The organism is Rhizobium sp. UGM030330-04 (assembly GCF_003208455.1).
Taxonomy (GTDB): domain Bacteria; phylum Pseudomonadota; class Alphaproteobacteria; order Rhizobiales; family Rhizobiaceae; genus Agrobacterium; species Agrobacterium rhizogenes_A.
Genome location: NZ_QKML01000015.1, coordinates 87,683 through 111,492, shown reverse-complemented (window position 1 = coordinate 111,492; position 23,810 = coordinate 87,683). Strand labels below are relative to the sequence as shown.

At 60.4% G+C, this 23,810-nt stretch carries 24 protein-coding genes; 12 read left to right on the top strand and 12 right to left on the bottom strand.

Annotated elements, in window-relative coordinates:
- Positions 1 to 85 precede the first annotated feature (85 nt).
- Both N434_RS21280 and N434_RS21275 read right to left on the bottom strand, forming a co-directional pair.
- Complete coding sequence (locus tag N434_RS21280; protein WP_065113735.1) at positions 86 to 3,235, bottom strand: efflux RND transporter permease subunit; 3,150 nt, start codon at positions 3,233 to 3,235, stop codon at positions 86 to 88.
- Entirely contained in the window at positions 3,232 to 4,398 is a 1,167-nt protein-coding gene (locus N434_RS21275) for an efflux RND transporter periplasmic adaptor subunit (protein ID WP_110760201.1), read from the bottom strand. The genes N434_RS21280 and N434_RS21275 overlap by 4 nt, the downstream gene beginning before the upstream one ends.
- Before the next feature lie 239 nt (positions 4,399 to 4,637).
- Between N434_RS21275 and N434_RS21270 the strand changes: the two genes are divergently transcribed.
- The 5 genes from N434_RS21270 (at position 4,638) to N434_RS21250 (ending at position 9,717) form a co-directional block, all read left to right on the top strand.
- Positions 4,638 to 5,048, top strand: coding sequence for a carboxymuconolactone decarboxylase family protein (locus tag N434_RS21270; RefSeq protein ID WP_110760200.1), 411 nt, complete (start codon positions 4,638 to 4,640; stop codon positions 5,046 to 5,048).
- Positions 5,049 to 5,148: 100 nt separating this feature from the next.
- A complete protein-coding gene (locus tag N434_RS21265) occupies positions 5,149 to 7,623 on the top strand; it encodes an ATP-dependent helicase (protein WP_110760199.1) in 2,475 nt (824 codons plus the stop codon).
- A gap of 105 nt (positions 7,624 to 7,728) precedes the next feature.
- On the top strand, positions 7,729 to 8,541 hold the full coding sequence (locus N434_RS21260) for a glycosyltransferase family 25 protein (RefSeq protein WP_110760198.1): 813 nt from the start codon (positions 7,729 to 7,731) through the stop codon (positions 8,539 to 8,541).
- A gap of 271 nt (positions 8,542 to 8,812) precedes the next feature.
- Positions 8,813 to 9,295: a DMT family transporter gene (locus tag N434_RS21255; protein ID WP_065113739.1), complete on the top strand. Its 483-nt coding sequence runs from the start codon at positions 8,813 to 8,815 to the stop codon at positions 9,293 to 9,295.
- The gene (locus tag N434_RS21250) at positions 9,292 to 9,717 is read left to right on the top strand and encodes a DMT family transporter (RefSeq protein ID WP_065113740.1); all 426 of its coding nucleotides are present in this window, start codon (positions 9,292 to 9,294) and stop codon (positions 9,715 to 9,717) included. Before N434_RS21255 ends, N434_RS21250 begins: the two co-directional genes overlap by 4 nt.
- A 16-nt stretch (positions 9,718 to 9,733) precedes the next feature.
- Here the strand turns inward: N434_RS21250 and N434_RS21245 are convergent, their stop codons facing one another.
- Positions 9,734 to 11,017 carry a DUF2778 domain-containing protein gene (locus N434_RS21245; protein WP_110760197.1) on the bottom strand — a complete coding sequence of 428 codons (1,284 nt, stop codon included), beginning with the start codon at positions 11,015 to 11,017 and terminating at the stop codon, positions 9,734 to 9,736.
- A gap of 457 nt (positions 11,018 to 11,474) precedes the next feature.
- Here N434_RS21245 and pncA point away from each other — a divergent pair, with 457 nt between their 5' ends.
- Complete coding sequence (gene pncA, locus N434_RS21240) at positions 11,475 to 12,101, top strand: bifunctional nicotinamidase/pyrazinamidase (protein ID WP_110760196.1); 627 nt, start codon at positions 11,475 to 11,477, stop codon at positions 12,099 to 12,101.
- Between the two features lie 45 nt (positions 12,102 to 12,146).
- Here pncA and N434_RS21235 read toward each other — a convergent pair whose 3' ends face one another.
- The gene (locus N434_RS21235) at positions 12,147 to 12,383 is read right to left on the bottom strand and encodes a DUF2164 domain-containing protein (RefSeq protein WP_110760195.1); all 237 of its coding nucleotides are present in this window, start codon (positions 12,381 to 12,383) and stop codon (positions 12,147 to 12,149) included.
- A gap of 148 nt (positions 12,384 to 12,531) precedes the next feature.
- Between N434_RS21235 and N434_RS21230 the strand changes: the two genes are divergently transcribed.
- Together N434_RS21230 and N434_RS21225 are read left to right on the top strand one after the other, a co-directional pair.
- On the top strand, positions 12,532 to 13,251 hold the full coding sequence (locus N434_RS21230) for an AzlC family ABC transporter permease (RefSeq protein ID WP_110760194.1): 720 nt from the start codon (positions 12,532 to 12,534) through the stop codon (positions 13,249 to 13,251).
- Positions 13,248 to 13,562 (top strand): AzlD family protein, encoded by a 315-nt coding sequence (locus N434_RS21225; RefSeq protein WP_046798084.1) that lies wholly within the window; start codon positions 13,248 to 13,250, stop codon positions 13,560 to 13,562. Before N434_RS21230 ends, N434_RS21225 begins: the two co-directional genes overlap by 4 nt.
- Here the strand turns inward: N434_RS21225 and N434_RS21220 are convergent.
- Positions 13,559 to 15,400: an aminopeptidase P family protein gene (locus N434_RS21220; protein ID WP_110760193.1), complete on the bottom strand. Its 1,842-nt coding sequence runs from the start codon at positions 15,398 to 15,400 to the stop codon at positions 13,559 to 13,561. The two genes, N434_RS21225 and N434_RS21220, sit on opposite strands and share 4 nt — an antisense overlap.
- 293 nt (positions 15,401 to 15,693) lie before the next feature.
- Between N434_RS21220 and N434_RS25845 the strand changes: the two genes are divergently transcribed.
- On the top strand, positions 15,694 to 15,867 hold the full coding sequence (locus tag N434_RS25845; protein ID WP_003522343.1) for a hypothetical protein: 174 nt from the start codon (positions 15,694 to 15,696) through the stop codon (positions 15,865 to 15,867).
- 148 nt (positions 15,868 to 16,015) lie between these two features.
- Here N434_RS25845 and N434_RS21210 read toward each other — a convergent pair whose 3' ends face one another.
- The 3 genes from N434_RS21210 to N434_RS25840 all read right to left on the bottom strand — a co-directional run bounded on the left by N434_RS21210 (position 16,016) and on the right by N434_RS25840 (position 17,887).
- On the bottom strand, positions 16,016 to 16,894 hold the full coding sequence (locus N434_RS21210) for a 50S ribosomal protein L11 methyltransferase (protein ID WP_065113745.1): 879 nt from the start codon (positions 16,892 to 16,894) through the stop codon (positions 16,016 to 16,018).
- Between the two features lie 93 nt (positions 16,895 to 16,987).
- The gene (gene sco, locus N434_RS21205; RefSeq protein ID WP_065113746.1) at positions 16,988 to 17,587 is read right to left on the bottom strand and encodes a cytochrome oxidase assembly protein Sco; all 600 of its coding nucleotides are present in this window, start codon (positions 17,585 to 17,587) and stop codon (positions 16,988 to 16,990) included.
- 141 nt (positions 17,588 to 17,728) lie between these two features.
- Positions 17,729 to 17,887 (bottom strand): hypothetical protein, encoded by a 159-nt coding sequence (locus tag N434_RS25840; protein WP_236771146.1) that lies wholly within the window; start codon positions 17,885 to 17,887, stop codon positions 17,729 to 17,731.
- Positions 17,888 to 18,111: 224 nt separating this feature from the next.
- Here N434_RS25840 and N434_RS21195 point away from each other — a divergent pair, with 224 nt between their 5' ends.
- Positions 18,112 to 18,579 carry a chemotaxis protein CheW gene (locus N434_RS21195; RefSeq protein ID WP_004430791.1) on the top strand — a complete coding sequence of 156 codons (468 nt, stop codon included), beginning with the start codon at positions 18,112 to 18,114 and terminating at the stop codon, positions 18,577 to 18,579.
- 219 nt (positions 18,580 to 18,798) lie between these two features.
- Here the strand turns inward: N434_RS21195 and N434_RS21190 are convergent, their stop codons facing one another.
- Genes N434_RS21190 through gcvA form a run of 3 tightly spaced genes read right to left on the bottom strand, consistent with a single transcriptional unit; the run spans position 18,799 to position 20,891 of the window.
- Complete coding sequence (locus N434_RS21190) at positions 18,799 to 19,290, bottom strand: CreA family protein (RefSeq protein ID WP_035220532.1); 492 nt, start codon at positions 19,288 to 19,290, stop codon at positions 18,799 to 18,801.
- Positions 19,291 to 19,336: 46 nt separating this feature from the next.
- A complete protein-coding gene (locus tag N434_RS21185; protein WP_110760191.1) occupies positions 19,337 to 19,945 on the bottom strand; it encodes a 3'-5' exonuclease in 609 nt (202 codons plus the stop codon).
- Positions 19,946 to 19,988: 43 nt separating this feature from the next.
- A complete protein-coding gene (gene gcvA, locus N434_RS21180; RefSeq protein WP_110760190.1) occupies positions 19,989 to 20,891 on the bottom strand; it encodes a transcriptional regulator GcvA in 903 nt (300 codons plus the stop codon).
- A 198-nt stretch (positions 20,892 to 21,089) separates the two neighbouring features.
- Here gcvA and N434_RS21175 point away from each other — a divergent pair, with 198 nt between their 5' ends.
- Both N434_RS21175 and N434_RS21170 read left to right on the top strand, forming a co-directional pair.
- The gene (locus tag N434_RS21175) at positions 21,090 to 22,016 is read left to right on the top strand and encodes a DMT family transporter (protein ID WP_174034363.1); all 927 of its coding nucleotides are present in this window, start codon (positions 21,090 to 21,092) and stop codon (positions 22,014 to 22,016) included.
- A 296-nt stretch (positions 22,017 to 22,312) separates the two neighbouring features.
- Positions 22,313 to 22,849: a GNAT family N-acetyltransferase gene (locus N434_RS21170; protein ID WP_110760189.1), complete on the top strand. Its 537-nt coding sequence runs from the start codon at positions 22,313 to 22,315 to the stop codon at positions 22,847 to 22,849.
- A 4-nt stretch (positions 22,850 to 22,853) separates the two neighbouring features.
- Here the strand turns inward: N434_RS21170 and N434_RS21165 are convergent, their stop codons facing one another.
- Complete coding sequence (locus tag N434_RS21165; protein ID WP_110760188.1) at positions 22,854 to 23,750, bottom strand: aminoglycoside phosphotransferase family protein; 897 nt, start codon at positions 23,748 to 23,750, stop codon at positions 22,854 to 22,856.
- Positions 23,751 to 23,810 lie beyond the last annotated feature (60 nt).

The window sequence follows — 23,810 nt, the reverse complement described above, 5'->3', positions numbered from 1 at the left end:
AAATTCCGTCAGGTGGTATGGGATAAGGTTAACGCTTTGTCCAGCATCGCGATTGCACCGGATGCGGTTTAGCAAAAACCCCGTCCTACTCCGCCGCAAGCAGCGGCTTGTCTTCCTCCAGCGCCTTGCGGCGGGCGGCAAGTTCCAGTTCGCGGTGGAGGCGGATTTCCTCATCCGCCTGCGGCTTGGCGAAGCGGGCGATCAGCAGGTAGGAGACCGGAGTGATGTAAAGCGTCACCAGCGTCGCAAAACCGAGACCGCCGACGATGACCCAGCCGAGCGCGATGCGCGCTTCCGCACCCGCCCCCTGCGCCAGCACCAGCGGCACGCCGCCGAGAATGGTGGCGATCATCGTCATCATGACGGGGCGCAGACGGATGCTGGTGGCCTTTTCGATGGCTTCGCGCACGGTGGCACCCTGGTCGCGCAGATGGTTGGCGAATTCCACGATGAGAATGCCGTTCTTCGCCATCACGCCGACCAGCAACACAAGGCCGATCTGGCTATAGACGTTGAGGCTCGAGCCGGTGACCAGCAGCGCAATCACCGCGCAGGCCAGACCAAGCGGCACCGTCGACATGATGATGACCGAACTCAGCACACTTTCGAACTGCGCGGCCAGCACGAGGAAGATGATGGCGATGGCGAAACCGAAGGTCAGCAACATGCCACTCGAGTTTTCCTCCAGCGTCGCCGCTTCGCCGAGCGGCAGCAGGCGCGCGCCCGGCGGCAGCACGGATTGCGAAAGCTCATTCACCTTCTGCAGCGCCTCACCGAGCGAAACGCCATCCTTGAGGTTGGCGGTAAAGCCGACGGAGGGAAGCTGCTGTTCGCGGTTCAACTGCGGCGCAACCGCATTTTCCTTGAGCGTGGCGATAACCGACATCGGCACGATCTTGCCGTCGCCCGTTTTCAGGAAGACGTTTTCAAGATCGGTCGGGTCGTTGATCGGCCGGGTGGAGGACAGAAGCCGCACCGGGATAGCATCGCCATCCACGAAGACATCGACGATCGAGCGCCCTTCCAGCAGCGACTGCATGGCGCGTGACAGGCCGGTGATGTCGATGCCGAGATCCGACGCACGCTCACGGTCGATGGAAACGGAAAGCTGCGCCTGGTTGGGCTCGTTGTCAAAACGCGGCGTGTCGAACAGGCCGCTTTCCTCCATGGAAAGCAGCAGTTTCTGTGTCGCCGCCGTCAGCGCCGCATAATTGCTGCCGACCATCGCCATTTGCAACCCGTTGCCGGCGCCGCGAATTCTGAGGCTGTTCGGCTGCATCGCATTGCCGCGCAGCGCCGGAACTTTGTTGGCGGCGGAGGTGACATCGGCGGCGATCTGGTTCTGCGTCCGCTCGCGATCGGCCCAGGGCGCCAGCGTCAACACCATGAAGCCGGTATTGGACGAACCGTTCATGCCGGTGATGGAGTAGATATTACGGATTTCACCACTGTCGCGCAGCGGCTGCAGGTTTTCCTCGATCCGCTGCAGCTGGTCGCGGGTATATTCGAGGCTGACGCCCTGTGGCGCGGTGACCCGCATCATGATCGAGGCACGGTCTTCGCGCGGTGTCAGCTCGTTCTGGATCATGCCGAAAGCGATCCATGACAGGCCTGAGAAGATCAGCGCGACAACGATGACGATCAGCGGATTGTTGAGGCAGGCGGAAAGCGTCGTTTTGTAGGTGGAGGCAAAGACATTGCCGAACCAGGCGAGCGGTCCCGTCGGCTCCTTCAGCCCCTCCTTCAGCATGCGGGAAGCCAGCATCGGGCAGAGCGTCAGCGCCACGATCGATGACAAGCCCACGGCAAAGGCCAGGACGAAACCGAATTCGCGGAACAGGCCGCCAAGCTGACCGGGCAGGAAGGAAAGCGGAATGAACACGGCGGCAAGCGTCGCCGTCGTCGCGATGACCGCGAAGAAGACCTCCTGCGTGCCGAGAACGGCGGCGGCCCGCGGCCCCATGCCTTCCGCCCGGCGGCGCACGATGTTTTCCAGCACGACGATGGCGTCATCGACCACGAGGCCCGTCGCCAGCACGATGGCAAGCAGGGTCAGGATATTGACCGAGAAGCCGACCATATAGATGGCGACGATAGTGCCGATCAGCGCGACAGGCATGGTGATCGCCGGAATGAGGGTCGCACGCCAGTCGCGCAGGAAGAGATAAAGCACGACAACGACGATGATCGCCGAGAGACCGAGCGCCAGTTCCACCTCGTGCAGCGCGCCTTCGATGAAGACGGCATCATCGCTGGTGACGACGATACGCGTACCCTCAGGCAGATTGGCCGACATGGCGGCGACGGCGGCTTTTACGCCGGTTGAAATATTGAGCGTGTTCGACTGCGCCTGACGGATGACGCCGAGACCGACCCCCTGCACGCCGTTGGAGCGCAGCGAGGTGGATTCATCATCCGCACCCAGCATGACGGTTGCCACGTCCCTGAGACGGATATTGTTCTTGATCAGGAGATTGGAGAAATCCTCAGGCTTCGTCAGGCTGGCCGTGGCGCGCACGACGATGTCCTGCGTCGTGCTTTTCAGCGACCCCGCCGGCACGTCGAGGGCCGCGCTGGCAAGCGCGTTCGAAACATCGGTTACCGTCAAACCGCGGCTGGCGAGCGCCGCCTGATTGAGATCGACCCGGAAAACCTTTTCCTGATCGCCGTAAAGCTCCACATCCGCGACGCCATCAACAGCGGCCAGACGGTCGATGATCTCGTCATCCACCAGCTTGGTCAGGTCTTCCATGCTGAGCGTGGTCGAGGTGACGGCAAGGCGCATGATCGGCTGGCTGTCGGAATCCGCCTTGATGATCTGCGGTTCGTCGGCATCGTCAGGCAGCTGATTGGTGACGCGGCCGATGGCGTCGCGCACGTCGTTGGCGGCAACAGCCAGATCGACATTGTCGCCGAATTCCAGCGTCACGCGGCTGGTGCCGAATTGCGAGTTGGACGAGATGGACTTGACGCCGCTGACACGCGCCACCGCACCTTCGATGGTCTGCGTCACCTCCTGATCGATGGTTTCCGGCGCCGCCCCCTCATAGGTGGTCCTGACGCTGATCGTCGGCCGGTCGACATCGGGCAATTCGCGCACTTCGACGCCAACCAGTGCGGCAAGGCCGGCAACGACCAGCAGCGTGTTGAGAACCGCCGCCAGAATCGGCCGGCGCACGAACAATGCGGTAAAGGCGAGCTTGGAATCCTGACCGGAAGGCGGATGCGTCGTCATTGGCTGGCGACCTCTTCAGGCTTCGGCTGGTTGCCGACGCGGACCGCGCCGCCTTCTCTCACGCGCTGCAGGCCCTCGATCACGACAGGCTCGCCTTCCGCCAGCTCGGCCTTGACGAGAACGGCATCTGGATTGCGCTGCACGATCTGCACCCGCACCTTGTTCGACTTGTTCTCGGTGACGCGCCAGACATAGGAGCCTTCCGCGTCCCATTGCACGGCAAGCGGATCGACCGAGGCATAAATTTCCCCGGCAAAACGCATGGTGACGCCAAACGACATGCCGGCCCTGAGTTCATCCTTCTCATTGCCGAATTTCGCCCGGATGCGGATGGTGCGGCTTGCCTCATCGACGCGGTTGTCGACCGCCTCGACTTCGCCCCTGAAGGTCTCGCCGGGCCGGGAAATCGACGTCGCCTCCACCGGCATGCCGACCTTGATCGCGGTCACGAAGCGCTCGGGGGCCCAGAAATTGACGAGAATTTCGGAGCGGTCGTCAATACTGACGATGGTCGACTGCGTGGTAACGTTGTCGCCGATATTGGCGGCGACGATACCGGCCACGCCTTCGATGGGCGCGACGATGTCGCGACGCTTGAGATTAAGTTCGGCGGTGCTCAGCGCAAGCTTGGCGGCCTCTTCGGCAATCTGCGCATCCAGCACATCAAGGCGGGAAACGGATTTGAGGTTCTTGTAGGAATTCGATTTTTCAACCGCGCTGCGCAGCGTCACCTGCGCCTTGTCCCGCTCGATCACCTGCTCCTCATCATCGAGCCGCGCGAGCACCTGCCCCTTCACGACGCGTGCACCGGAGGAGGTGCGGATTTCCGAAAGCGTGCCGGAGGTCTGCGGCATGACGACAACAGACTGGATCGCCTCGCCGTTGCCGATAGCGTTCAACCGGTCATTGACCATGCCTTTTTTAACCGGAGCCGTCACCACCAGAGTGGCATTGCCGTTGCGGCGAGCGCCGCCGGCATTCTGGCCCGATGGCGCGCCTGAGGTTCCGGCGCCGGATGCCGCCACCTCGATCGCACCGGCCGGCATCTTGCCGAGCCCGATGGCGGCGAGCACATTGCGGGCTTCGGGCGAATAAAAGCCCCAGAGACAGAGCCCGGCTCCCACCACGGCAAGACTGACACCCACCTGTTTCCAGACCCGCATGTATTTCTCCGGTTGATCCGCGCAGCACGATACATTCCCGAAAACGACACGTTCCGGGACAGGTGCAGTATTCCTGCTTGGCGGGGGCAAGGCAACGCACAAATCCGTTCCTTACGTAATTGTAATTTGGGCGCAATTGCCGCGCCAGGCAGCCGGCCGGCAATCCTTCCGCGCAATCCTGTCGCAAATATCTTCCGTTGGGATAATCTGCCCCACGGAGAAACACGACTGGAGGAACCATGAGCACCGTGACGAAAGCCGAGAATCCTGAAGCCGACCCGCGCGTCAAGGCGGTGTTCGATGATATCCGCGCCACCCGCAAATCGGATTTCATCAACAATATGTGGCTCTACCTCGCCTTCGATGCCGATCTGCTTGAAAAGACCTGGGGTGAAGTCAAGGCGGTGATAGCGACACCCTCGGCGCTCGATCCCGTGGTGAAGGAAATGCTCTATATCGCCGTTTCCGTCACCAATGGCTGCTCCTATTGCGCCCATTCCCACACGGCCGCCGCCAAAGCCAAGGGCATGACGAAAGAGCAGCATGCCGATTTGCTGCGCGTCATCGCGCTTGCCGCAAAAACCAACCAGCTTGCTGTGGCTCTGCAAGTGCCCGTTGACGCCGCTTTCGACGCCGACAGGCAGACGTGATACAAAAAATGCCTTGGAATAGGCGTTTTGACTGACGATACCGGAATAAAAGCAGAACACGGTTCTGGCCTTTATATCCCGAATCACTACATTGGGCCGCATGAGCAACAGTTTTGACGATATGCCGTTCTTCGATGAAGAACCCGTGGCGCCGCGCAAGGCGACGAACAATGCCGGTGCGGAAAACGGCGGCGGGCTTGGCATTGCCGCCCGCGCCATGGCGGCGCGCGACCAGACGCGTGCCGCGCCTGACTATCTTTCCGGCCTCAACCCGGAACAGCGCGATGCCGTTGAAACGCTGGACGGACCCGTTCTCGTTCTCGCCGGCGCCGGCACCGGCAAGACCCGCGTTCTGACGACCCGCATCGCCCATATTCTGGCGACCGGCCGCGCCTATCCCAGCCAAATCCTTGCCGTGACCTTCACCAACAAGGCCGCCCGCGAGATGAAGGAACGTATCGGCGTTCTGGTCGGCGGCGCTGTCGAGGGCATGCCCTGGCTCGGCACCTTCCACTCCATCGGCGTCAAGCTATTGCGCCGCCATGCCGAACTCGTCGGTCTTAAATCGGATTTCACCATTCTCGATACCGATGACGTGGTGCGGCTGATCAAGCAGCTCATCCAGGCCGAAGGTCTTGATGACAAGCGCTGGCCGGCAAAACAGTTCGCCGGCATGATCGACGGCTGGAAGAACAAGGGCCTGACGCCGCCGGATATTCCGGAGGGCGACAGCCGCGCCTTCGCCAACGGCAAGGGCCGCGAACTTTACACCGCCTATCAGAACCGGCTGAAAACGCTGAACGCCTGCGACTTCGGCGATCTTCTGATGCACCCGATCAGCATCTTCCGCCGCCACACCGATATTCTGAAAGAGTATCACCAGAAGTTCCGCTATATTCTGGTGGACGAATATCAGGACACCAACACGGCGCAATATATGTGGCTCAGGCTGCTGGCCCAGCGCGCCAAGGGCGAACCGCAAAACGTCTGCTGCGTCGGCGACGACGACCAGTCGATCTATGGCTGGCGCGGCGCGGAAGTGGACAATATCCTCCGCTTCGACAAGGATTTTCCGGGCGCCAAGGTCATCAAGCTCGAGCGAAACTACCGCTCCACCGAACATATTCTCGGCGCGGCCGGCCATCTGATCGCCCATAACGAGGGACGTCTCGGCAAGACGCTGTTCACCGAACGCAGCAGCCCTGACGATGAAAAGGTCGTGGTGCATGCCGCCTGGGATTCCGAGGAGGAAGCCCGCGCGGTCGGCGAGGAAATCGAACAGCTTCAGCGCAAGAACCATAATCTGAACGACATGGCCATTCTCGTTCGCGCCTCCTTCCAGATGCGCGAATTCGAAGACCGCTTCGTCACGCTCGGCCTCAATTACCGCGTCATTGGCGGCCCGCGCTTTTATGAGCGCCTCGAAATCCGCGACGCCATGGCCTATTTCCGCCTTGTCTGCCAGCCGGCAGACGATCTTGCCTTCGAGCGGATCGTCAACACGCCGAAGCGCGGCCTTGGCGATACGACGATCCGCAATCTGCACGATTACGCCCGCGCCCGCGATATTCCGATGCTGGCCGCAGCCGCCGACATCATCGAGACCGACGAGCTGAAACCGAAGGCGCGCAAGGCGCTGTTCGACGTGGTGCAGGATTTCCGCCGCTGGCAGGGCCTCCTGGAAAACACCGAACACACCACGCTTGCCGAGCAGATTCTCGACGAAAGCGGCTATACCGCCATGTGGCAGGCCGACAAGACGGCAGAAGCGCCTGGACGACTGGAAAACCTCAAGGAACTCATCCGCTCGATGGAAGCCTTCGAGAGCATGCGCGGCTTCCTTGAGCATGTTGCCCTCGTCATGGATGCCGAGCAGAACGAAAATCTCGATGCCGTCTCCATCATGACGCTGCATTCCGCCAAGGGTCTGGAATTCGACACCGTATTCCTGCCGGGCTGGGAAGAAGGCCTGTTCCCGCACCAGCGGGCGCTGGATGAGGGCGGGCGCTCCGGCCTGGAGGAAGAACGCCGTCTCGCTTACGTTGGCATCACCCGCGCCAAGAAGCTCTGCCATATCTGGTTCGTGTCGAACCGGCGCATTCACGGGCTGTGGCAATCCACCCTGCCCTCCCGTTTCCTCGATGAACTGCCACCCGCCCATGTGGATGTGGCGGCGTCCGACAGCAGTTACGGCGGTTATGGCGGCCGCGGTGGCTATGGCCAGTCCCGATTCGACAAGGCCGATCCCTTCGCCAACAACTACTCCACCCCCGGCTGGAAGCGTGCGCAACAGAACCGCAGCGACGCCACCCGCGACAATTGGGGCACCCGCTCCGGCCATGCGGTCGAACGGATCGGTTATGGCGAAAGCGGCCCGCGCACCCGCACCATCGACGGCGAGCTGGTGGCGAAATCCGTGGCCGACACGCCATCGAAATACTTTGTCGGCGACCGCGTCTTCCACCTCAAATTCGGCAACGGCAATATTTCCGCCATCGAGGGCAACAAGCTGACCATCGATTTCGACCGCGCCGGGCAGAAACGGGTGCTGGACGGATTTGTGGAAAAGGTTTGATTCGCACGATTAAGACAGGTTCAAGACAGCTTTTTCCATAGCCCGCCTCAAGCCGTTGCAATAAAGGAATTGCTACACGACAGTGAAAACCGGGCGAGGACCGCTTTGCATATTTTACCGAAAAGCCAGCGCAAGCTTGCCGTTTTCCTGATCAACATGGACGGTGCCACCAGGCGCCTTGAGGACATGACGACCCGGCTTGATGCCATGGGGCTGAAGGCGGAGCGGGTGGCCGGTGTCAATGGCAGGGAGCTGAAGTATCCGATCCCGGAATTCAGCGAGATTTCCTACATGCTCATGCATGGCCGCCGTACCTCGCCGCCGGAAATCGGCTGTTATCTCAGCCATGTCGCCTGCGCCAATAAGTTCATGGACAGCGATGCCGATATCGCGCTCATCCTCGAAGACGACGTCGTCTTTGACCATGATTTTCTCGATGCGCTCGACGAGGCAGTGCTGAACGGCGATGACTGGGATCTGCTGCGGCTGACCACGGTCAGCAATGGCCGGAAGTTTCCGTTTCGCCCGCTCGCCGGCGGCCGTTCGCTCGCCATCGCGCTGACCCGCGAAAAGGGATCTGGAGCCTATCTCGTCAATCGCCGCGCCGGACGGTGGATCTCGAAACTCATTCCCATGCGGCTCGCCTACGATATCGCTTTTGATCTGGAATATCTCGCGGGCCTGAAGGGAGCCTTCATCTACCCGCTCTGCGCGACGCAGGATGCGGACGGTGAAAGCCAGATCCAGAACAACCTGCGCATTTATCGTCTGCCGCGCTGGCGTTATTTCACGGTACTGCCCTACCGCGCCTATCTGGAAACGAGCCGTTTTCTCCTGCGCGGCCTCCGCTTTGCGGTGGCGAAAGCACGGGTGGCAATGGAAGGCGGCAAGCGAAAAGCTGCCGCTGCCGGACATTGAGCGACAGGCTCAGATCTCTCCGGGCGTGAAGCCGATGAGATAGACCGCAGCCACCACGGCTGCGAGAATGAAAATCGAAATGACAAAAATCGTCATCCGGTTCAATGGCTTGCGCGTCGTTTTCTTCATGCTGGAACAATGCGCGGCTGCGTCGCTGGTTCCGTAGCGCACAGGATAATGTCGCCCAAGGCAAAGAAGAGGCGCAATTCGATTCCGCTTCAGGCACATATCAGCTAAAGCTCAGGTTCCTCTTCAGCTTTCCCGGCCCGCCATGACAGATACGACGCATCCCCGCCTCAACCCGCTGCATCTTGCCGCCGCCTTCGCCAGCGGCTGCCTCCTGACACTGATGGTCCATTTCAACGGCCAGCTTGCCCATTATGGCAGCGCGCTGTTTTCCTCATGGACGGCGCATGGCACCGGCACGGTGGCGGCGCTGATCTATCTCGCCATCATGCGCCCGAAGACAGACCCAGCGGCACCGGCAAAACCGAAAGCGCCGCTCTGGGCCTATTGCGGCGGGGTCGTGGGTGCGGCCATCGTCATCCTTACCTCCACCGCCGTCAATTCACCGCTGGCGCTTTCCGGCACCATTGCGCTCGGGCTTGGCGGACAGGTGATCTTCAGCCTGCTGGCTGATCTTTTCGGCCTCTTCGGCCTGCCCAAAAGACGACCGGACATGCGGGACATGGCGGCGGTGGCACTGATCCTTTGCGGCAGCGCGCTTATTATTCTCGTCGGGAGAACGGCATGATTATCTGGATCGCCATGGCCTTTACGGGTGGCGTGTTCGTGGCGCTGAGCCGGCAGATCAACGGCCGTCTCAGCCTGTCGAACTCGCCGCTCATCGCCTCCTTCTGGAACCATATTGTCGGTTTTGGCGTGCTGACCGTCATCGGGCTCATCGTCGGCGGCCTCATTCCGCCGGGCGCGGCCGATGCCCCCTGGCTTGCCTTCATCGGCGGCCCGATCGGTGTCGTCTTCATCGCTTCGGGAAGCTGGCTCATCCCACGCATCGGCGCGGTCAACACCGCCCTTCTGGTCATCAGCGGCCAGATGGTATCAGGCGTCGTGCTCGATCTTTTCAGCGATCATCCGCCGAAAATCTGGGCAAGCGCGCTCGGCATTCTTCTCATCCTTGCCGGCATGGTACTGACACAGCGGCGCGGCCGCTGACAAAACTCGGGCAGCCTCAGGAATCGCTGCCGCGCGAGAACATACTGAACAGCGTCTTGCCACCGCTTTTGCTGCCGCCGCTGGCAAGCGTGGGACGATTGCCGTTGAGCTTGGGCACCACCACCATGCGTTTGACTTCGCCGCGCTTGAAGGCCGCAAGGAAGCGGGAATAGTCCCGGAACACGACACAGCCGTTCGATTCGCCGCGTTTCGCCAGCATGTAGGTATGGGCCAGAAGACCGTCGCGGCCATGCGGGTTGACGCCGTTTTCCGGTGTCAGGCGAATGGCCTCGACGCCATGGAAACGGGCCTCGCGCATCGTCAGCTTATAGCTGGAAGGCGGTGTCGAGCCACGCATCTTCACATGAACGTAGTCCGGGTTGTCGCGCATCTTGCCGATGCCGGAATGCGCCTCCAGCTTCTCGCCGTTTGGCATGTGCACCACGCCGGAGGAAATATCGTAGATCGCCGTGCCGTTGCCGCGGTCCGGCCACGGAACCGCATCCATCTTGCTCGGCTCACGCATCGGATTGTCCGGCTTCGCAAAGGCGAGCATGGCGCCGGTGCTCTGCTTCGGCGCCTGCGGGGCCCGCAGCGGAACCGGCGCATCGAAATCCGGGACGGAAGCGACAGCGGGGACGCGCTCCTCCGCCCTGGAGGGTGCGGCGGGACGCGGCGATGGCTCCACCGTCTCAGCCGCAGCAACCTCGGGGCGGAAGCTCGGCAGCGGCACATCGTCGGGAAGCAGGCTGTTGGCCTCCTCCTCGATCTGCGGCCGCGCCAGCGCCACTTCAAATGCCGGATGTTGCGAGGCGGGGCTCCGATAGGCGACCTCGGAGGTGCGTCCGAGCGCCGAATCGACGATTGCCGAAGGCCGCAGCGCCGCAAGTTCCCTGACCGTCGCCTGCCCCTTCGTATTCACCGCCGCGCCAAAACGCTCGCCGAATTCCTTCGCACCGATTTCGGGCATGATGCCGGCAAGACGAACCGCCTTCTGCTGGCCATGGCTGTGGTCGCTCAGGCGCGAGAATTTGCGGACGTGAATATCCCGCCCAGCCGCAGGGGCGGCAGCCGTGGCGGAATCGAGCCTTGCCACCAGCGTCTTTTCAAATTGTCCGACACCGTGGGAGGCAGCCGCCATGCTGTGCAGCGAAGCAAAGGCGGCAAAGGCGAACAGCCCGGCGAAAGCGCCGCCACCAAGAAGCGCGGACATTCGGCCAAGCGAAAATGATTTGTCTCTCTTGACGGAAGACGGGCCAGCAAGACCGGCGCCATTATAGGCCGCAGCAGAAAACGCCATGATACTCGTTACTCGAACCGTTCACGCACACCCGGCCGATGCCGGTGGGATTTTGGGGCATCCGAAGAGCGGGTAAACACCACGCCGGTTTCGGAACTGACTGGTTCGAAGCATGACGAATTATGGTAACCAAAGTGTTTACGAGTCCCTGCAAAAATATTTCGTTAAGGTCTGCGCATTGTCGGGCGAAGGCAAAACAATGACTTACACGGGCATAGCGTGCATCTGCACCACATCGTCCCGGAAGAAGGCCCCTGCGGGGCGCCATCGGCCTTTAAAATTTCCGTCGCCGCATCGTCAGGTAAATTCCGACTTGGCCGGAAATTTGCTGCAAATGCGGCAGGACTGCGACGGGACGAGCGCCCGCCACGGGCACTTGCACCGGCACAAAGGTTGAAAGGGCACTTGATCCGCCAGAGCCGGCTTGGCATCCTGCTGGCAAAAAGGGAGGCACATCATGAAGGCGCTGCTGCTCATCGACATTCAGAACGGCTTTTGCCCAGGCGGCAATCTGGCCGTTGCCGAAGGCGACAAGGTCGTGCCCGCCGCCAATGCCCTGATCGACAATGGCGGTTACGATCTCGTCGTCGCATCGCAGGACTGGCACCCGGAAAACCACGGCAGTTTCGCCTCGCAGCACCCCGGCAGGAAACCTTTCGACATGGGCGAACTTTCCGGCAAACCGCAGATGATGTGGCCGGATCATTGCGTGCAGGGCACGCAGGATGCCGAATTCCATCCCGACCTGAAGACGGAGGCATTCGACTACATTCAGCAGAAGGGCGAAAACCCCGCCGTCGACAGCTATTCCGCCTTTCGCGACAACGACCAGTCGGCGACGACGGGCCTTGCCGATTATCTGGCGCGTCAGGGCGTGACGCAGCTCGACATATGCGGCCTCGCCACCGATTATTGCGTCAGTTTTTCGGTGCTCGATGCGCTCGACATGCTACCCGGCGTCAGGGTCCGTTTCATCGAGGATGCAAGCCGCGGCATCGATCCGCAGGGCATAAAGGCCGCGATTGCGGAGATGCGGGAAAAGGGCGCCGCAATCGTCAACAGCCGCGACATATTGCGCGACTGACCTCACTCTTCTGCCGGCCACAGGCGTGAGGTAAGGAACGCTCTGTCAGCGCCGCCTTGGTTTCTCCAAGACGTCGATATCACCGGCCGCGTCCTCAAGCCGTCTCAGGATTGCGGCATGTGCATCCTTGAGCCCCTGATTATAGAAAACATATCCGACCTCTTCGGCCAGAAATTCCACGAAGATCTCAGCCTGCAGAAGACCAATTTCGATTTCGGTCTCCCGGGCGAGGTAATCCCTTATCCGTGCAGCCAGCGCGGCCTTTTCCTGCTTTTCCAGCATCTGTCTTCCATGATCCGATTTCAGGCACGAAATATCGCGCGGGCGTTACCGTAACGGAAGCTTCAAGGGAATCAATCGATCCATTCATGCAATTCGTTTGCCAGCCGGCCGGGACGGCGATAGAGCGGCGGCAAGGAGTTTCCAGAGAATGTTCAATAAAGATTTTCGCGAGGGACTGCGGACCGGTTTTCCGATCGCCCTTTCCGCCGCCCCCTTTGGCGCGCTGTTCGGCGCGGTTGCAGTCGATAACGGCCTGAGCGTCACCGAAGCCACGATCATGAGCGGCACCGTCTATGCCGGCGCAAGCCAGCTTGTCGGCATCGAACTGTTTGGCCAGAAGGTCGCCCCATGGCTGATCGTTCTTTCCGTCTTCGCCGTCAATTTCCGCCATATCCTTTATTCGGCGGCCATTGCCCGAATGATCTCCGGCTGGTCGCTGATGCAGAAAGCTGCCGGCTTCTTCGTTCTGGTGGATCCGCAATTCGCCGAATCGGTCCGCAAATATGAGAACACCGGCACGGTCGGTTTTTCCTGGTATATGGGCTTTGCGGCACCGGTCTATGTGCTGTGGCTGGCCATGACCATTCTCGGCGCCTCGCTCGGCAACCTCGTCGGCGATCCGAAGGCCATCGGCCTCGATGTGCTTTTGCCGATCTATTTCATGGGCATGGTCCTGAGCTTCCGCCAGCGGGAGAATTTCTACCCCGTGATGCTGGCAAGCGCAGCCGGCGCGACGGTCGCCTATCACTTCGTCGGCTCGCCCTGGCATGTCAGCCTCGGCGCGATTGCCGGCATTCTCGTTGCCGTCCTCTATCCGCCGAAACCGGCCGGCGGGGCGAACGCCGAAAACCGGGTGGAAACGCCATGAGCGACATGCTCCATACCGATACGATGATCCTGATCGCGCTCGCCGCCATCGCCACCTATCTCACCCGCATCGGCGGTTATGTGCTGATGACGCGGATGAAATCCATCCCGCCGCGCATGGAAGCCGGACTTAACGCCGTACCGGTTGCGGTTCTGACCACGCTTGTCGCACCCGCCTTTTTCGAAGGCGGATACGAGGTGAAGATCGGCATGGTGGCAGCCCTTCTGGTCTGCCTGCGGTTTCCCGGCCTGACGATGCTGGCAATCGGCTGGGCCGTCGTCATCGCCATCAGGCATTTCGGGCTGCTTTAAGCGATCCTCTCCAGTGGCCTGGTCGCGGCAACAAGCCATGCTTTCACCTCTTCATCGGTGATCAACGGAGAGAGCTTTTCCAGAACGTCGGCATGGTAGGCGTTCAGCCAGTCGAGTTCCTCGTCGGTCAGGAGCGACACGACGACAAGCTTGTTGTCGATGGGGCACCAGGTCAGCGTCTCGAAGGAGAACATTGGCTGGTCGCCACCGGCCACCTCCTGCGCATCACGCACATAGATCAGGTTCTCGATACGGATGCCGAAAGCACCGGGACGGTAGTAACCCGGCTCGTTCGACAGGATCATGCCCGGCAGCAGCTCCTGCGTCGAAAGCCTTGCGATACGCTGCGGTCCCTCATGCACCGAAAGATAGGAACCGACACCGTGGCCGGTGCCATGGGCATAGTCGGCGCCGGCCTTCCACAGCGCGATGCGCGCCAGGGGATCGAGGTCGCAACCGCGCGTTCCCTTCGGAAACCGTGCGGTGCTGATGCCGATCACCCCCTTCAGCACCAGCGTGAAGAAACGCTTCTGCTCTTCCGGCACCGTGCCGATTGCGACGGTACGGGTGATGTCAGTAGTACCGTTGACATATTGCGCGCCGGAATCGACGAGGAACATTTCGCCATCGGCAAGTGTGCGATCCGTGTCGGTGGTGACGCGGTAGTGGATGATGGCGGCATGTTCGCCAGCGCCGGAAATCGTGTCGAAAGACACATCCTTCAACGGGTTCTGCATCGCCTGCCCCACTCTGGCCCGCGCTGCCTCCAGCGCCTTGACCGCAGCGATTTCGGTGACGCTGCCCGGCTGCTGGCGATCCAGCCAGCTCAGATATTCGACCATGGCCGCGCCATCCTGCACGTGCGCTGCGGCAGAACCGGCAAGCTCCGCCCTGTTCTTGCAGGCGCGCGGCAGGCGGACCGGATCGGCCGCTTCGACCAATGTACCGCCCGCCGCCGCGATTGCGCCCGTCAACGCCACCGGCGTCAGATCGGCATCGACCATGACCCGGCCCTTGGCGCTGGCAATCGCATGCAGGCGGTCGGCAATCTTCGATGGCGGCAACTGCGTCGCCAGTTGCGCCAGATAGGCCTCGGCCTCGATGCCGGTCTTGCGTTTGTCGAGAAAAATATCCGCCCTGCCGTCGGCATAGATGATGGCGCGGGCAAGCGGATGCGGCGTATGCGGCACGTCATTGCCACGAATATTGAAAATCCAGGCGATGGAGGACGGATCGGTAACCAGCAGGGCATCCGCGCCCTTTGCCGAAACCGTCTCCGCCAGCAGCGCGATCTTTTCCTTCGCGAGTACCCCGGTAAAGGCTTCCGGCTGGATGACGACAGGTTCCAGCGGCTCGGACGGACGATCCTGCCACAGGGCGTCGAGCGGATTGCGTTCCAGCAGGACAACGGAGCCACCCTTGCCTGCCAGTGCCTTTTCCAGACGCTTCAGTTCCGCGCCGGTATGCAGCCACGGATCGACACCGAGCCGGAAGCCCTGCGTGGCATGTTCGGACAGCCAGACAGGCGGCGGCGCGCCCACGAGATCGCCGCCGGTAAACACGGACTGATCGACTTGGGATTTGAGTTGCGTCGTATATCGGCCGTCGACAAACACCACCGCTTGCGCGCGTGTCACCAGCGCAACACCGGCAGAACCGGTGAACCCCGTCAGCCACGACAGGCGTTCGGCACATTCCGGCACATATTCTCCCTGATATTCATCGGCCCGCGGCACCAGAAAACCGTCAATGCCGAGGGCGTCGAAACCGGCGCGCAGCGCCTCGACACGGGCCTTGCCAAATTGCGGCGCGGATTTGTTTTCGAAGGTCTGGAACATGGGCGTCTTTCGGGAACTGTCATGAGAAAAGCGGTTCTGTCGCGCCGTCAAATCATTGGCGCGCATCGACAATGCCATGCGGGCAAACCCCGTTTCAAGCCATATATGACAGCCCCGGTTTCGACGATAAATTGTGCATAATTCACAAAATAAGTAATACTGAATGCGACATGATATGCGAGAAACGCATATCTACCGTGAGATATCCTCTCTAACCAAACAAAATCACATCGCTTATATATGGATCAACACAGCGAGAGAGACGCTCTCCTGGCAAAAAGGGATTTGAAGCAATGGCAAAATCTTTCCTCCGCACCGCCTTCGATCGTGTTGTTGAAGCACGCGAGCGTCAGGTCAGCCGCCATGTCAACGCAGCGCTTTTGAACCTTGACGACAAGTCGCTCGAAGCGCTGGGCATGAACCGCGCCGATCTGCGTCGCAAGGCAAAGTCCAGCTACGTATTCTGATCACGTCAGGCGCGGCGATCCTCCCTCCACCGCGTCTGAACAGGAATACGTCGACCCGCTTGAGCAAGCTCCTCCCATATGCTCGCGGGTTCCAGGCGGCGCGAAAGCGCCGCCTTTTCTTTTGCCCGAAAGCAATGTCGAAAGAGCGTCAGTCTTTGCGCAGATGCAGCGTCACCCAGCCGTTGCGCCAGATGGTGCGGATATGGGAAAGCCGCGCGCCATTATAAGCGGCGAGAACCTTCCAGCGCTGTGACGCAAGAATGCCCGACAGAATGACGGTGCCGCCGGGCGCCAGATGCGTGACAAGCTGCGGCGCCATCTTGATCAGCGGCCGCGCCAGAATATTGGCGATGATGAGATCGAATGGACCATGCTTGCGGAAAGCATCGGAGTGAAAACCGGGTGCGGTTTCCAGCGCCATTCCTGACACAATGCCGTTCAGCCGTACATTTTCCTTGGCCACCTTGACGGCAATGGGGTCGATATCCGTCGCCAGTACGGGAATGGGGCGCATCTTGCGCACGGCAATCGCCAGCACGCCGCTGCCGGTGCCGAGATCGAGCGCGTTGCGCACCGTCCGTGCCCGCAGAACATCCTCGATCATTTCAAGGCAACCCGCCGTCGTGCCGTGATGGCCGGTGCCGAAAGCCTGCCCCGCCTCGATCTCGATAGCCAGATCGTGCGGCTGCACCTTGTCGCGATCATGCGCGCCATGCACGATGAACCGCCCTGCCCTGACCGGCTTCAACCCCTCGAGCGACTTGGCGATCCAGTCGACATCGGGAACGATCTCTTTTTCGATGACGAGACCGGGAAATGCAGGCGCAAGCAAAGCGCCGACACGCTCGCGGAACTCATCCTCCTGCTCGGCCATCAAATAGACGGAGGCTTCCCAGATGTCGCGCTTCTCATCCACCTCGGTCGTGGCGATCGCAACATCCTCCTCGCCGAAATAATCCGACATGAGATCGAGGATTTCGCCGGCCTTGATTTCGGTCGTGGTGACGTAAAGTCGGATTTCGCTCACGGCGGGCTGCTTTCTCTGGCTGAGGTTGTTGTCTTGCCTTTGCCACAAAAGCTGCGCCAGTCCAATAAGCCTGGCGCAATTATGCCGGCTCTATCAGCCCTTCAGAAGATTCTGGAGCTTCTGCTCGGCAACTTCAGGGTTTTCGCCATAAGCAATCGTGCCTGAAAAACGGCCCTTAGCATCAAGCAGGATGACGGAGGCAGTATGATCCATGGTGTAATCGCCATTCGGATCCTTCTCATCCACCGGCACCTTCTTGGCATAGATGCGATAGCCTTTCAGCGTCTCGGCAATCTTGTCGGCCGGACCGGTAATGCCGGTAATCCGCTTCGAAACGTTGGAAACATATTGCTGCATGATCTCGGGCGTATCACGCTCTGGATCGACGGAGACGAAATAGGCCTGCATCTTGTCGCCGGCCGGGTCCACCTTTTCCATCCAGCCGTTCAGCTCGAACAATGTCGTCGGGCAGACTTCCGGGCAATGGGTGAAACCAAAGAACAAGGCCGTCGGTTTGCCCTGAAAGGCCTTTTCGGTAATCGGCTGGCCGTTTTGCGCCGTCAGTTCGAACGGCACGCCATAGGCCGTTTCCACCATCTGCTCACGGGTCTTCGTCATTTCGATCGTCAGCCAGCTGACGACACCGGCAAGAACGACCACCACGGCCCACAATACGATGCGAATATTTCTCATTGTCCAATCCTACCCCGAAAGCCGGCGGCATATCGCAGGCCCTGGCAGACTGATAACGAACGGCGACGGCGACGGCAAATCAACTGGACGTATTTGCGGGAACCGCGCTGATTTGTCACAAAGCGCGGACGGCCCAAACGATCACAGACACCAGGCGATACCGCTCTGCACGGTGGAAAGGAAAATATCCGTGCTGTGCCGCACCCAGCCGTCAAATGCAAGAAGCACAACGGCAAGCGAAGCCGCAGCGGCAAGACTTGCCAGAATAAACTTCAGCGGATGGGACGTGAGTGCCTTCATGCTTCTGTTATAACCTGTTTGCGCAAGCGCGAAAACCGCCAAAATACTGGGCTTCGACGATCCGGCAGCGGCAATTGTTAGGGAAAGTTTAAAATCTTGCTGCGCATTATGATCGCAGCGGTTTTTGAAGCCTCGACATGATGTCTCCCGGTCCACGCCGGCCACCGCATAAAGCTCAATCCTGCGCGGGCCTGTTAGAGAGCCATCAGAGGAAACCTGCCGTCATGTCCAACGCCATCAAGCAATCCGGCGCATATCTCGAAATCGTTTCCTTCCATCTGAGCGATCAGGAATTCTGCATCGACATCATGGCGATCCGCGAAATCCGCGGCTGGGCGCCGGTGACCCCGATGCCGCACACGCCGCCTTATGTTCTCGGCCTCATCAACCTGCGCGGCGCCGTCATTCCCGTCATCGACATGGCCGGCCGCCTCGGCATGAAGATGACCGAACCGTCCGAACGCTCCGCCATCATCGTCACCGATATCGGCGGCAAGCTGGTCGGCCTGCTGGTGGAACAGGTCTCCGACATGATGACCATCCGCTCCGAAGACCTGCAGCCCGCGCCGGATATCATTCCGGAAGAACAGCGCAGCTTCTGCCGCGGCATCGTGGCGCTGGAAAAGAGCATGGTCTGCTTCCTCAACCTCGACACCGTCATTGCGGACGAGCTGGCACGCGAAGCGGCCTGATCAGCTGAAGCCATGCGGGCTGTATGCAGAACCTTAGGGTTTGGCACCACCTGAGCGCCCCCACCCCGTCACCCCGGACTTGATCCGGGGTCCAGCGCGATCAAGTCTTTGATCGCGAAAGAGTCCCTTCACGACGCGGGCGCGTCGTGGCTGGATGCCGGGTCAAGTCCGGCATGACGGCTAATGCATTGGAATTCCTTATCAAAATACCGGAAGAGCTTACGGCTTGCCCTTCTGCCACGTCACCTGCTGATTATAGAGCGGCACCGTGGAAATCGCCATCTTGGCCGAACCGTCGGTCAGTTCCCGCGCATGCACCAGATAGATCAGCGTGTCATTGGCCTTGTCATAGACGCGGCTGACGACGAGCTTCTTCCAGACCAGCGACATGCCCTGCCGGAATACCTCTTCCCCACCCTTCGACAGATCGATGTCGCCGATCTCCACCGGCCCCGTCTGGCTGCAGGAAATGGCGTTGTTGGATGGGTCTTCGAACCAGTTACCGTTCTTCAGCCGGTCGATGACGCCACGCTCGAAATAGGTAACGTGGCAGGTGACACCCTTGATCTTGGGATCGGCGATCGCCTCGATGACGATATCATTGCCGATCCAGTCGACCCCGACCTCACCCACGACCTGCGAATGCGCCGCTGTCACCGGAAGCAATGCCAGAAAGCCCGCAAACAAACCCGACAGAGTTTTCATCGTCATCGCATCTTCTCCGTTACGTTGCTTCAAACATAGGTGGGCGACACCATTAAGCAACCCGGGCGACGGCGCGTTTTTTCATGCTGCAGGGCTGGTAGCCGGTGGAGGTGAGACGGCCGGCGACCATTCCGATCTTTTCCGGCAGATCGCGGATATGGGCGACACGCAGGGCCTTCGCCGCCGCAATCGATGCGGCAGCGCAGACAACCGCGTCTTCGGCGGCATTATGGTGCACGAAGCGCAGCTGGAGATGATGGGCAATCACATTCAGCTTGTGCGATTCCAGATGTGGCCAGACATGCCGGGCGATCTTGACGCTGCACAGATAGGAAAGATCAGGATAGGATTGCCGGTATTTGTCGAAGGACGCCCGCATGACGCTGAAATCAAAGGCGGCATTATGGGCGATCATGGTGGCGCCATGGAAGTCATCAATGAACTCTTCCATCACCTCAGGAAATTCCGGCGCATCCTCGACATCAGCAGGCCGAATTCCGTGCACGGCAATGTTGAAGGACGAAAACCGCATGTCCTTCGGGCGGATAAGACGTTCCTCGACACGAACGATATTACCGTCTTCTATCCACGCAAGCCCGACGGAGCAGGCGCTGCCCCGTTCCTCATTGGCGGTCTCGAAATCGATGGCGATGGTTTTCAAGAGTGATTCCCGTTGTTTTATTCCGGCATAGACCGGATTGGCATCAAAGAGAACCGGCCTCGGTCGAACCCGCCTGCGAAAGCATCCATTCGATGAGCGTCACCAGATCGGGATTATCAAGCATGCGTCGTGGATAAACCAGAAAATAGGCAAGCGTGCTGGCCATGTCTTTCCCGAAGGGCGCGATCAACGCACCTTCCGCAAGCTCGCGGGAAACAAGCGAGCGTCGCGTCAACGCAATGCCATGCCCGGCTTTCGCCGCATCCAGCGCGCCATTGCTGTCGATGAAGATCGTGCCGCCGGAGGCATCGACATCGGATGCTCCGGCCGCCTCCAGCCAGCGCCGCCACTCATTGCGGTTTTCATCATGCAGAAGCGGCACGGCTTTCAGGTCTCCCGCCTCCTGAAACGGTCCGTATTTCTCAAGAAGCTGCGGCGAACAGACCGGCAAAGTGCTGTCATCGATGAAACGGATGCTCTCCAGCCCTTCATAACGGCCAAAACCATGCCGCACCGCCAGATCGACATCGTCCCGCGAAAAATCCACCAGCCGGTTGGTCACGCTGATGCGGACGTCCACATAGGGGTGTTGCTGCTGAAAGGCCGGCAATCTCGGCATCAGCCATTGTATAGCGAAAGTCGGCGTGCAGCTGAGGGTCAGAATCGTGATCTCGGAGCGCGCCGTCAGTTCCGCCGTCGCCTCGCGCATCATCCGGAAGGCGGTGCGAAGCGCGCCGTAATAACGTTCCCCCTCCCGCGTCAGCTGAATGCTGCGAGGCTTGCGGAAAAACAGCTGCACGCCAAGCCGCGTCTCCAGCTCCCGTATTTGCAGGCTGACCGCGCCAGGGGTGACATTCAGCTCGTTGGAAGCAAGCGTGACGCTGCGATACCGCGCCGCGGCTTCAAAGGCCTGCAACCCTTTAAGCGATGGAAGTTCCGTTGCCATGATTTAGCTGGGCTCAATTATCGCGAGAGAAACTATCGTTTGAAAACACAATAAAACGGGGAGTAAATAGACGCAACAGGATATGGGGGCGGAGAAAAGGCCGCAATATCGGCTTGAGGTAAACTCAACCGATATCGGGTGGATGACAGCGTGCCTTCCTGCAATCATGTCGATATTCATATAGCGTGGGAGACGATGATGGCGATACAGAAACAGATGGATGCCCGAGAGTGGGCAATGCTCATAGCGCTCTCGCTGCTCTGGGGCGGATCGTTCTTTTTCGTTGGCGTCGCGGTCAAGGAACTGCCGCCCGTCACCATCGTCACGTTGCGGGTCACGCTTGCCGCTGCGGCGCTTCTCATCGTCTGCCGTATCATGGGCCTTCACCTGCCGCGCCAATGGGCGGTGTGGCGCGCCTTTTTCGGCATGGGGCTGCTCAACAACATCATTCCCTTCTGCCTGATCGTCTGGGGCCAGACCCATATTGCCAGCGGGCTTGCCTCGATCCTTAATGCCACCACGCCCCTTTTCACCGTCATTGTCGCGCATTTCCTGACCGCTGACGAAAAGATGACCGGTAATAAACTCGTCGGCGTGCTGATCGGTTTTGCCGGCGTGGCGACGATGATCGGCCCTGCAGCCTTTGGCGGATCATCCGGCCTCTGGGGCCAGATCGCCATTCTCGGCGCAGCCATCTCCTATTCCTTCGCGGGCATATTCGGCCGCCGTTTCAAGGCCATGGGCGTGCCGCCGCTGATGACCGCCACCGGCCAGATATCCTCTTCGACGCTGATGCTGATCCCGGTGGCTCTTCTCGTCGACAGGCCATGGACACTCGCCATGCCAAGCCTCGGCACCTGGGGCGCGCTGATCGGCATCGCCTTGCTGTCAACAGCCCTCGCCTACCTCATCTTCTTCCGCATTCTTGCCAGCGCCGGCGCCACCAATCTTGCCCTCGTCACCTTCCTCATTCCCGTCAGCGCCATCCTGCTCGGTTCGTTGCTTCTCGGCGAGCAACTGGAAATGAAACATTTCGCCGGCATGGCGATGATCGCTGCCGGTCTTGCCGCAATCGATGGCAGATTGCTTTCCAGATTGCGCCAGCCGCGCCAACGGCTGCAATGAGGCCGGACGATCGAGGCCGGCTTGCGAGACAACGGCCTCGTTTTTTTCCTCTCACCCCGATGTTTTCCGGCAATGAACGCTTCCGTGCCGTCTTGACGCCCGGCGGCTCCTCTGGCCTTATGCCGCCATGACCAGCTTTGCCACCCACATGCATCTCACCGTGACCATTCGCCCCGCAGGGCGCGTGGCGGTGTCAGTGCGTTAGTCAACTGGTCATCCGTCCACCACCCTGCCGCATATTGGCAGGGTCTGGTGTTCCCGCTCTGCCTCGGCTGAAAAATCCAAGGAGAGCAGACATGCCGGAAAGCGATATACCTTCACCCCTGGACCCCGATGCGCGCTGGCCCGAAGGCCTGTGCATCCGCGCCCGCACCCCGGCAGATGCGCCGGGGATAACGGCACTGCACAACATGGCCGGATTTCGCAACGGGACGCTGCGCTGGCCGCATCAGAATCCGGAAGATATTCGCAAAGGGATCGAAACCCAGTCGGCCAACAGCTTTGCGCTGGTCGCCATTCTCTACGACAAGATCGTCGGCGATATCGGCTTGACGCGCCACACCAACCGCCGGGCCCATGCGGGCAGCATCGGCATGGGTGTTCATGATGCCTATACGGGACGGGGAATCGGCAGCGCCATGATCGGCGAAATCCTCGCCATTGCGGATCGCTGGCTGGACCTGAAAAGGATCGAGCTGACCGTTTTCACCGACAATGAACCGGCGCTGGCGCTTTATCGTAAATTCGGCTTCGAGGTCGAGGGCCATCTGAAATCCTTCGCCTTCCGCGATGGCGAATATATCGATGCCTATTGCATGGCGCGTCTGCGGTAATGGTTTAGACGGCCAAGCAATGATCCTCAAACACGCGCCGAATGGTTCGCCGCGACCATTCGGCCATTTCTTCGTTCCGCCCGCGCTCGGCATCCAGTACGATCAACGCCTTCCACAGTGCCCAGCCGCGCCCGCGCTGCCATGTGGTCTCATCCAGATCCAGCGCCCGGCGAAAGACAGCCCGGCTTTCCGCATCAAGCACATTCCACGCGAGAATGAGATCGGACGACGGATCGCCGACGCCGGAACTGCCGAAATCGATGACGGCCGACAGGCGCCCGTCCAGCACCAAGAGATTGCCCTCGGCAATATCGCCATGCACCCACACGCCCTGCCCCTGCCAACGGCTCGAAAGCGCAAGCTGCCATATCTCCATGGCCAACGCCTGATCCACCTCATCGGAAAGGCGCGCCGCCGAGGCTCTCGCCTCGCCATCATAGACCGCCAGCGATCCGCCGCGATGGAAATTATGTGCGCCCGCAAGGGGGCTATCCGAAGCATCGATGTCATGCAGGGCGTTCAAAAACCCCGCAACATCGCTGGCGATGGCCGAAAGATCGATACTGTCCAGTTGCCGGGCGAGAGGTTCACCCTTCAGCCAGCGATAGACGGACCAACAGAACGGATAATCCTCACCCGGCTGTCCAAGCGCCAAGGGTGCGGGAATCGGAACCGGCAGGAACGGCGCAAGGGCCGGCAGCCACCGATGTTCCTTTTCCACCTGCGCCACATAGCGCTCAGCACTTGGCATGCGGATCAGCATGTCGTCGCCAAGGCGGAAGCTGCGATTGTCCCAGCCGCTCAGTTCCACCGGCCGAACATCGAGCGCCGCCCATTGCGGAAACTGGCTGGCAATCAGCGCCCGGACCTGCTGAACGGTGACGACAATGCGGTCATCCATGATGCGTTCCCCGTTTCAGGCGCAAACCTCTAGCGGTGCAGGACAACTCGGCGATGACGG

What these genes read in the sequence shown, in the direction of transcription:
- N434_RS21235 (WP_110760195.1), bottom strand. Translation starts at nt 12,383, where the DNA reads ATGCTGGAAAAGCAGGAAAAGGCCGCGCTGGCTGCACGGATAAGGGAT.
- N434_RS21250 (WP_065113740.1), top strand. Translation starts at nt 9,292, where the DNA reads ATGATTATCTGGATCGCCATGGCCTTTACGGGTGGCGTGTTCGTGGCG.
- sco (WP_065113746.1), bottom strand. Translation starts at nt 17,587, where the DNA reads ATGAGAAATATTCGCATCGTATTGTGGGCCGTGGTGGTCGTTCTTGCC.
- N434_RS21220 (WP_110760193.1), bottom strand. Translation starts at nt 15,400, where the DNA reads ATGTTCCAGACCTTCGAAAACAAATCCGCGCCGCAATTTGGCAAGGCC.
- N434_RS21195 (WP_004430791.1), top strand. Translation starts at nt 18,112, where the DNA reads ATGTCCAACGCCATCAAGCAATCCGGCGCATATCTCGAAATCGTTTCC.
- N434_RS21225 (WP_046798084.1), top strand. Translation starts at nt 13,248, where the DNA reads ATGAGCGACATGCTCCATACCGATACGATGATCCTGATCGCGCTCGCC.
- N434_RS21270 (WP_110760200.1), top strand. Translation starts at nt 4,638, where the DNA reads ATGAGCACCGTGACGAAAGCCGAGAATCCTGAAGCCGACCCGCGCGTC.
- N434_RS21175 (WP_174034363.1), top strand. Translation starts at nt 21,090, where the DNA reads ATGGCGATACAGAAACAGATGGATGCCCGAGAGTGGGCAATGCTCATA.
- pncA (WP_110760196.1), top strand. Translation starts at nt 11,475, where the DNA reads ATGAAGGCGCTGCTGCTCATCGACATTCAGAACGGCTTTTGCCCAGGC.
- N434_RS21280 (WP_065113735.1), bottom strand. Translation starts at nt 3,235, where the DNA reads ATGACGACGCATCCGCCTTCCGGTCAGGATTCCAAGCTCGCCTTTACC.
- N434_RS21230 (WP_110760194.1), top strand. Translation starts at nt 12,532, where the DNA reads ATGTTCAATAAAGATTTTCGCGAGGGACTGCGGACCGGTTTTCCGATC.
- N434_RS21165 (WP_110760188.1), bottom strand. Translation starts at nt 23,750, where the DNA reads ATGGATGACCGCATTGTCGTCACCGTTCAGCAGGTCCGGGCGCTGATT.
- N434_RS21275 (WP_110760201.1), bottom strand. Translation starts at nt 4,398, where the DNA reads ATGCGGGTCTGGAAACAGGTGGGTGTCAGTCTTGCCGTGGTGGGAGCC.
- gcvA (WP_110760190.1), bottom strand. Translation starts at nt 20,891, where the DNA reads ATGGCAACGGAACTTCCATCGCTTAAAGGGTTGCAGGCCTTTGAAGCC.
- N434_RS21255 (WP_065113739.1), top strand. Translation starts at nt 8,813, where the DNA reads ATGACAGATACGACGCATCCCCGCCTCAACCCGCTGCATCTTGCCGCC.
- N434_RS25845 (WP_003522343.1), top strand. Translation starts at nt 15,694, where the DNA reads ATGGCAAAATCTTTCCTCCGCACCGCCTTCGATCGTGTTGTTGAAGCA.
- N434_RS21190 (WP_035220532.1), bottom strand. Translation starts at nt 19,290, where the DNA reads ATGACGATGAAAACTCTGTCGGGTTTGTTTGCGGGCTTTCTGGCATTG.
- N434_RS21170 (WP_110760189.1), top strand. Translation starts at nt 22,313, where the DNA reads ATGCCGGAAAGCGATATACCTTCACCCCTGGACCCCGATGCGCGCTGG.
- N434_RS25840 (WP_236771146.1), bottom strand. Translation starts at nt 17,887, where the DNA reads ATGAAGGCACTCACGTCCCATCCGCTGAAGTTTATTCTGGCAAGTCTT.
- N434_RS21265 (WP_110760199.1), top strand. Translation starts at nt 5,149, where the DNA reads ATGAGCAACAGTTTTGACGATATGCCGTTCTTCGATGAAGAACCCGTG.
- N434_RS21245 (WP_110760197.1), bottom strand. Translation starts at nt 11,017, where the DNA reads ATGGCGTTTTCTGCTGCGGCCTATAATGGCGCCGGTCTTGCTGGCCCG.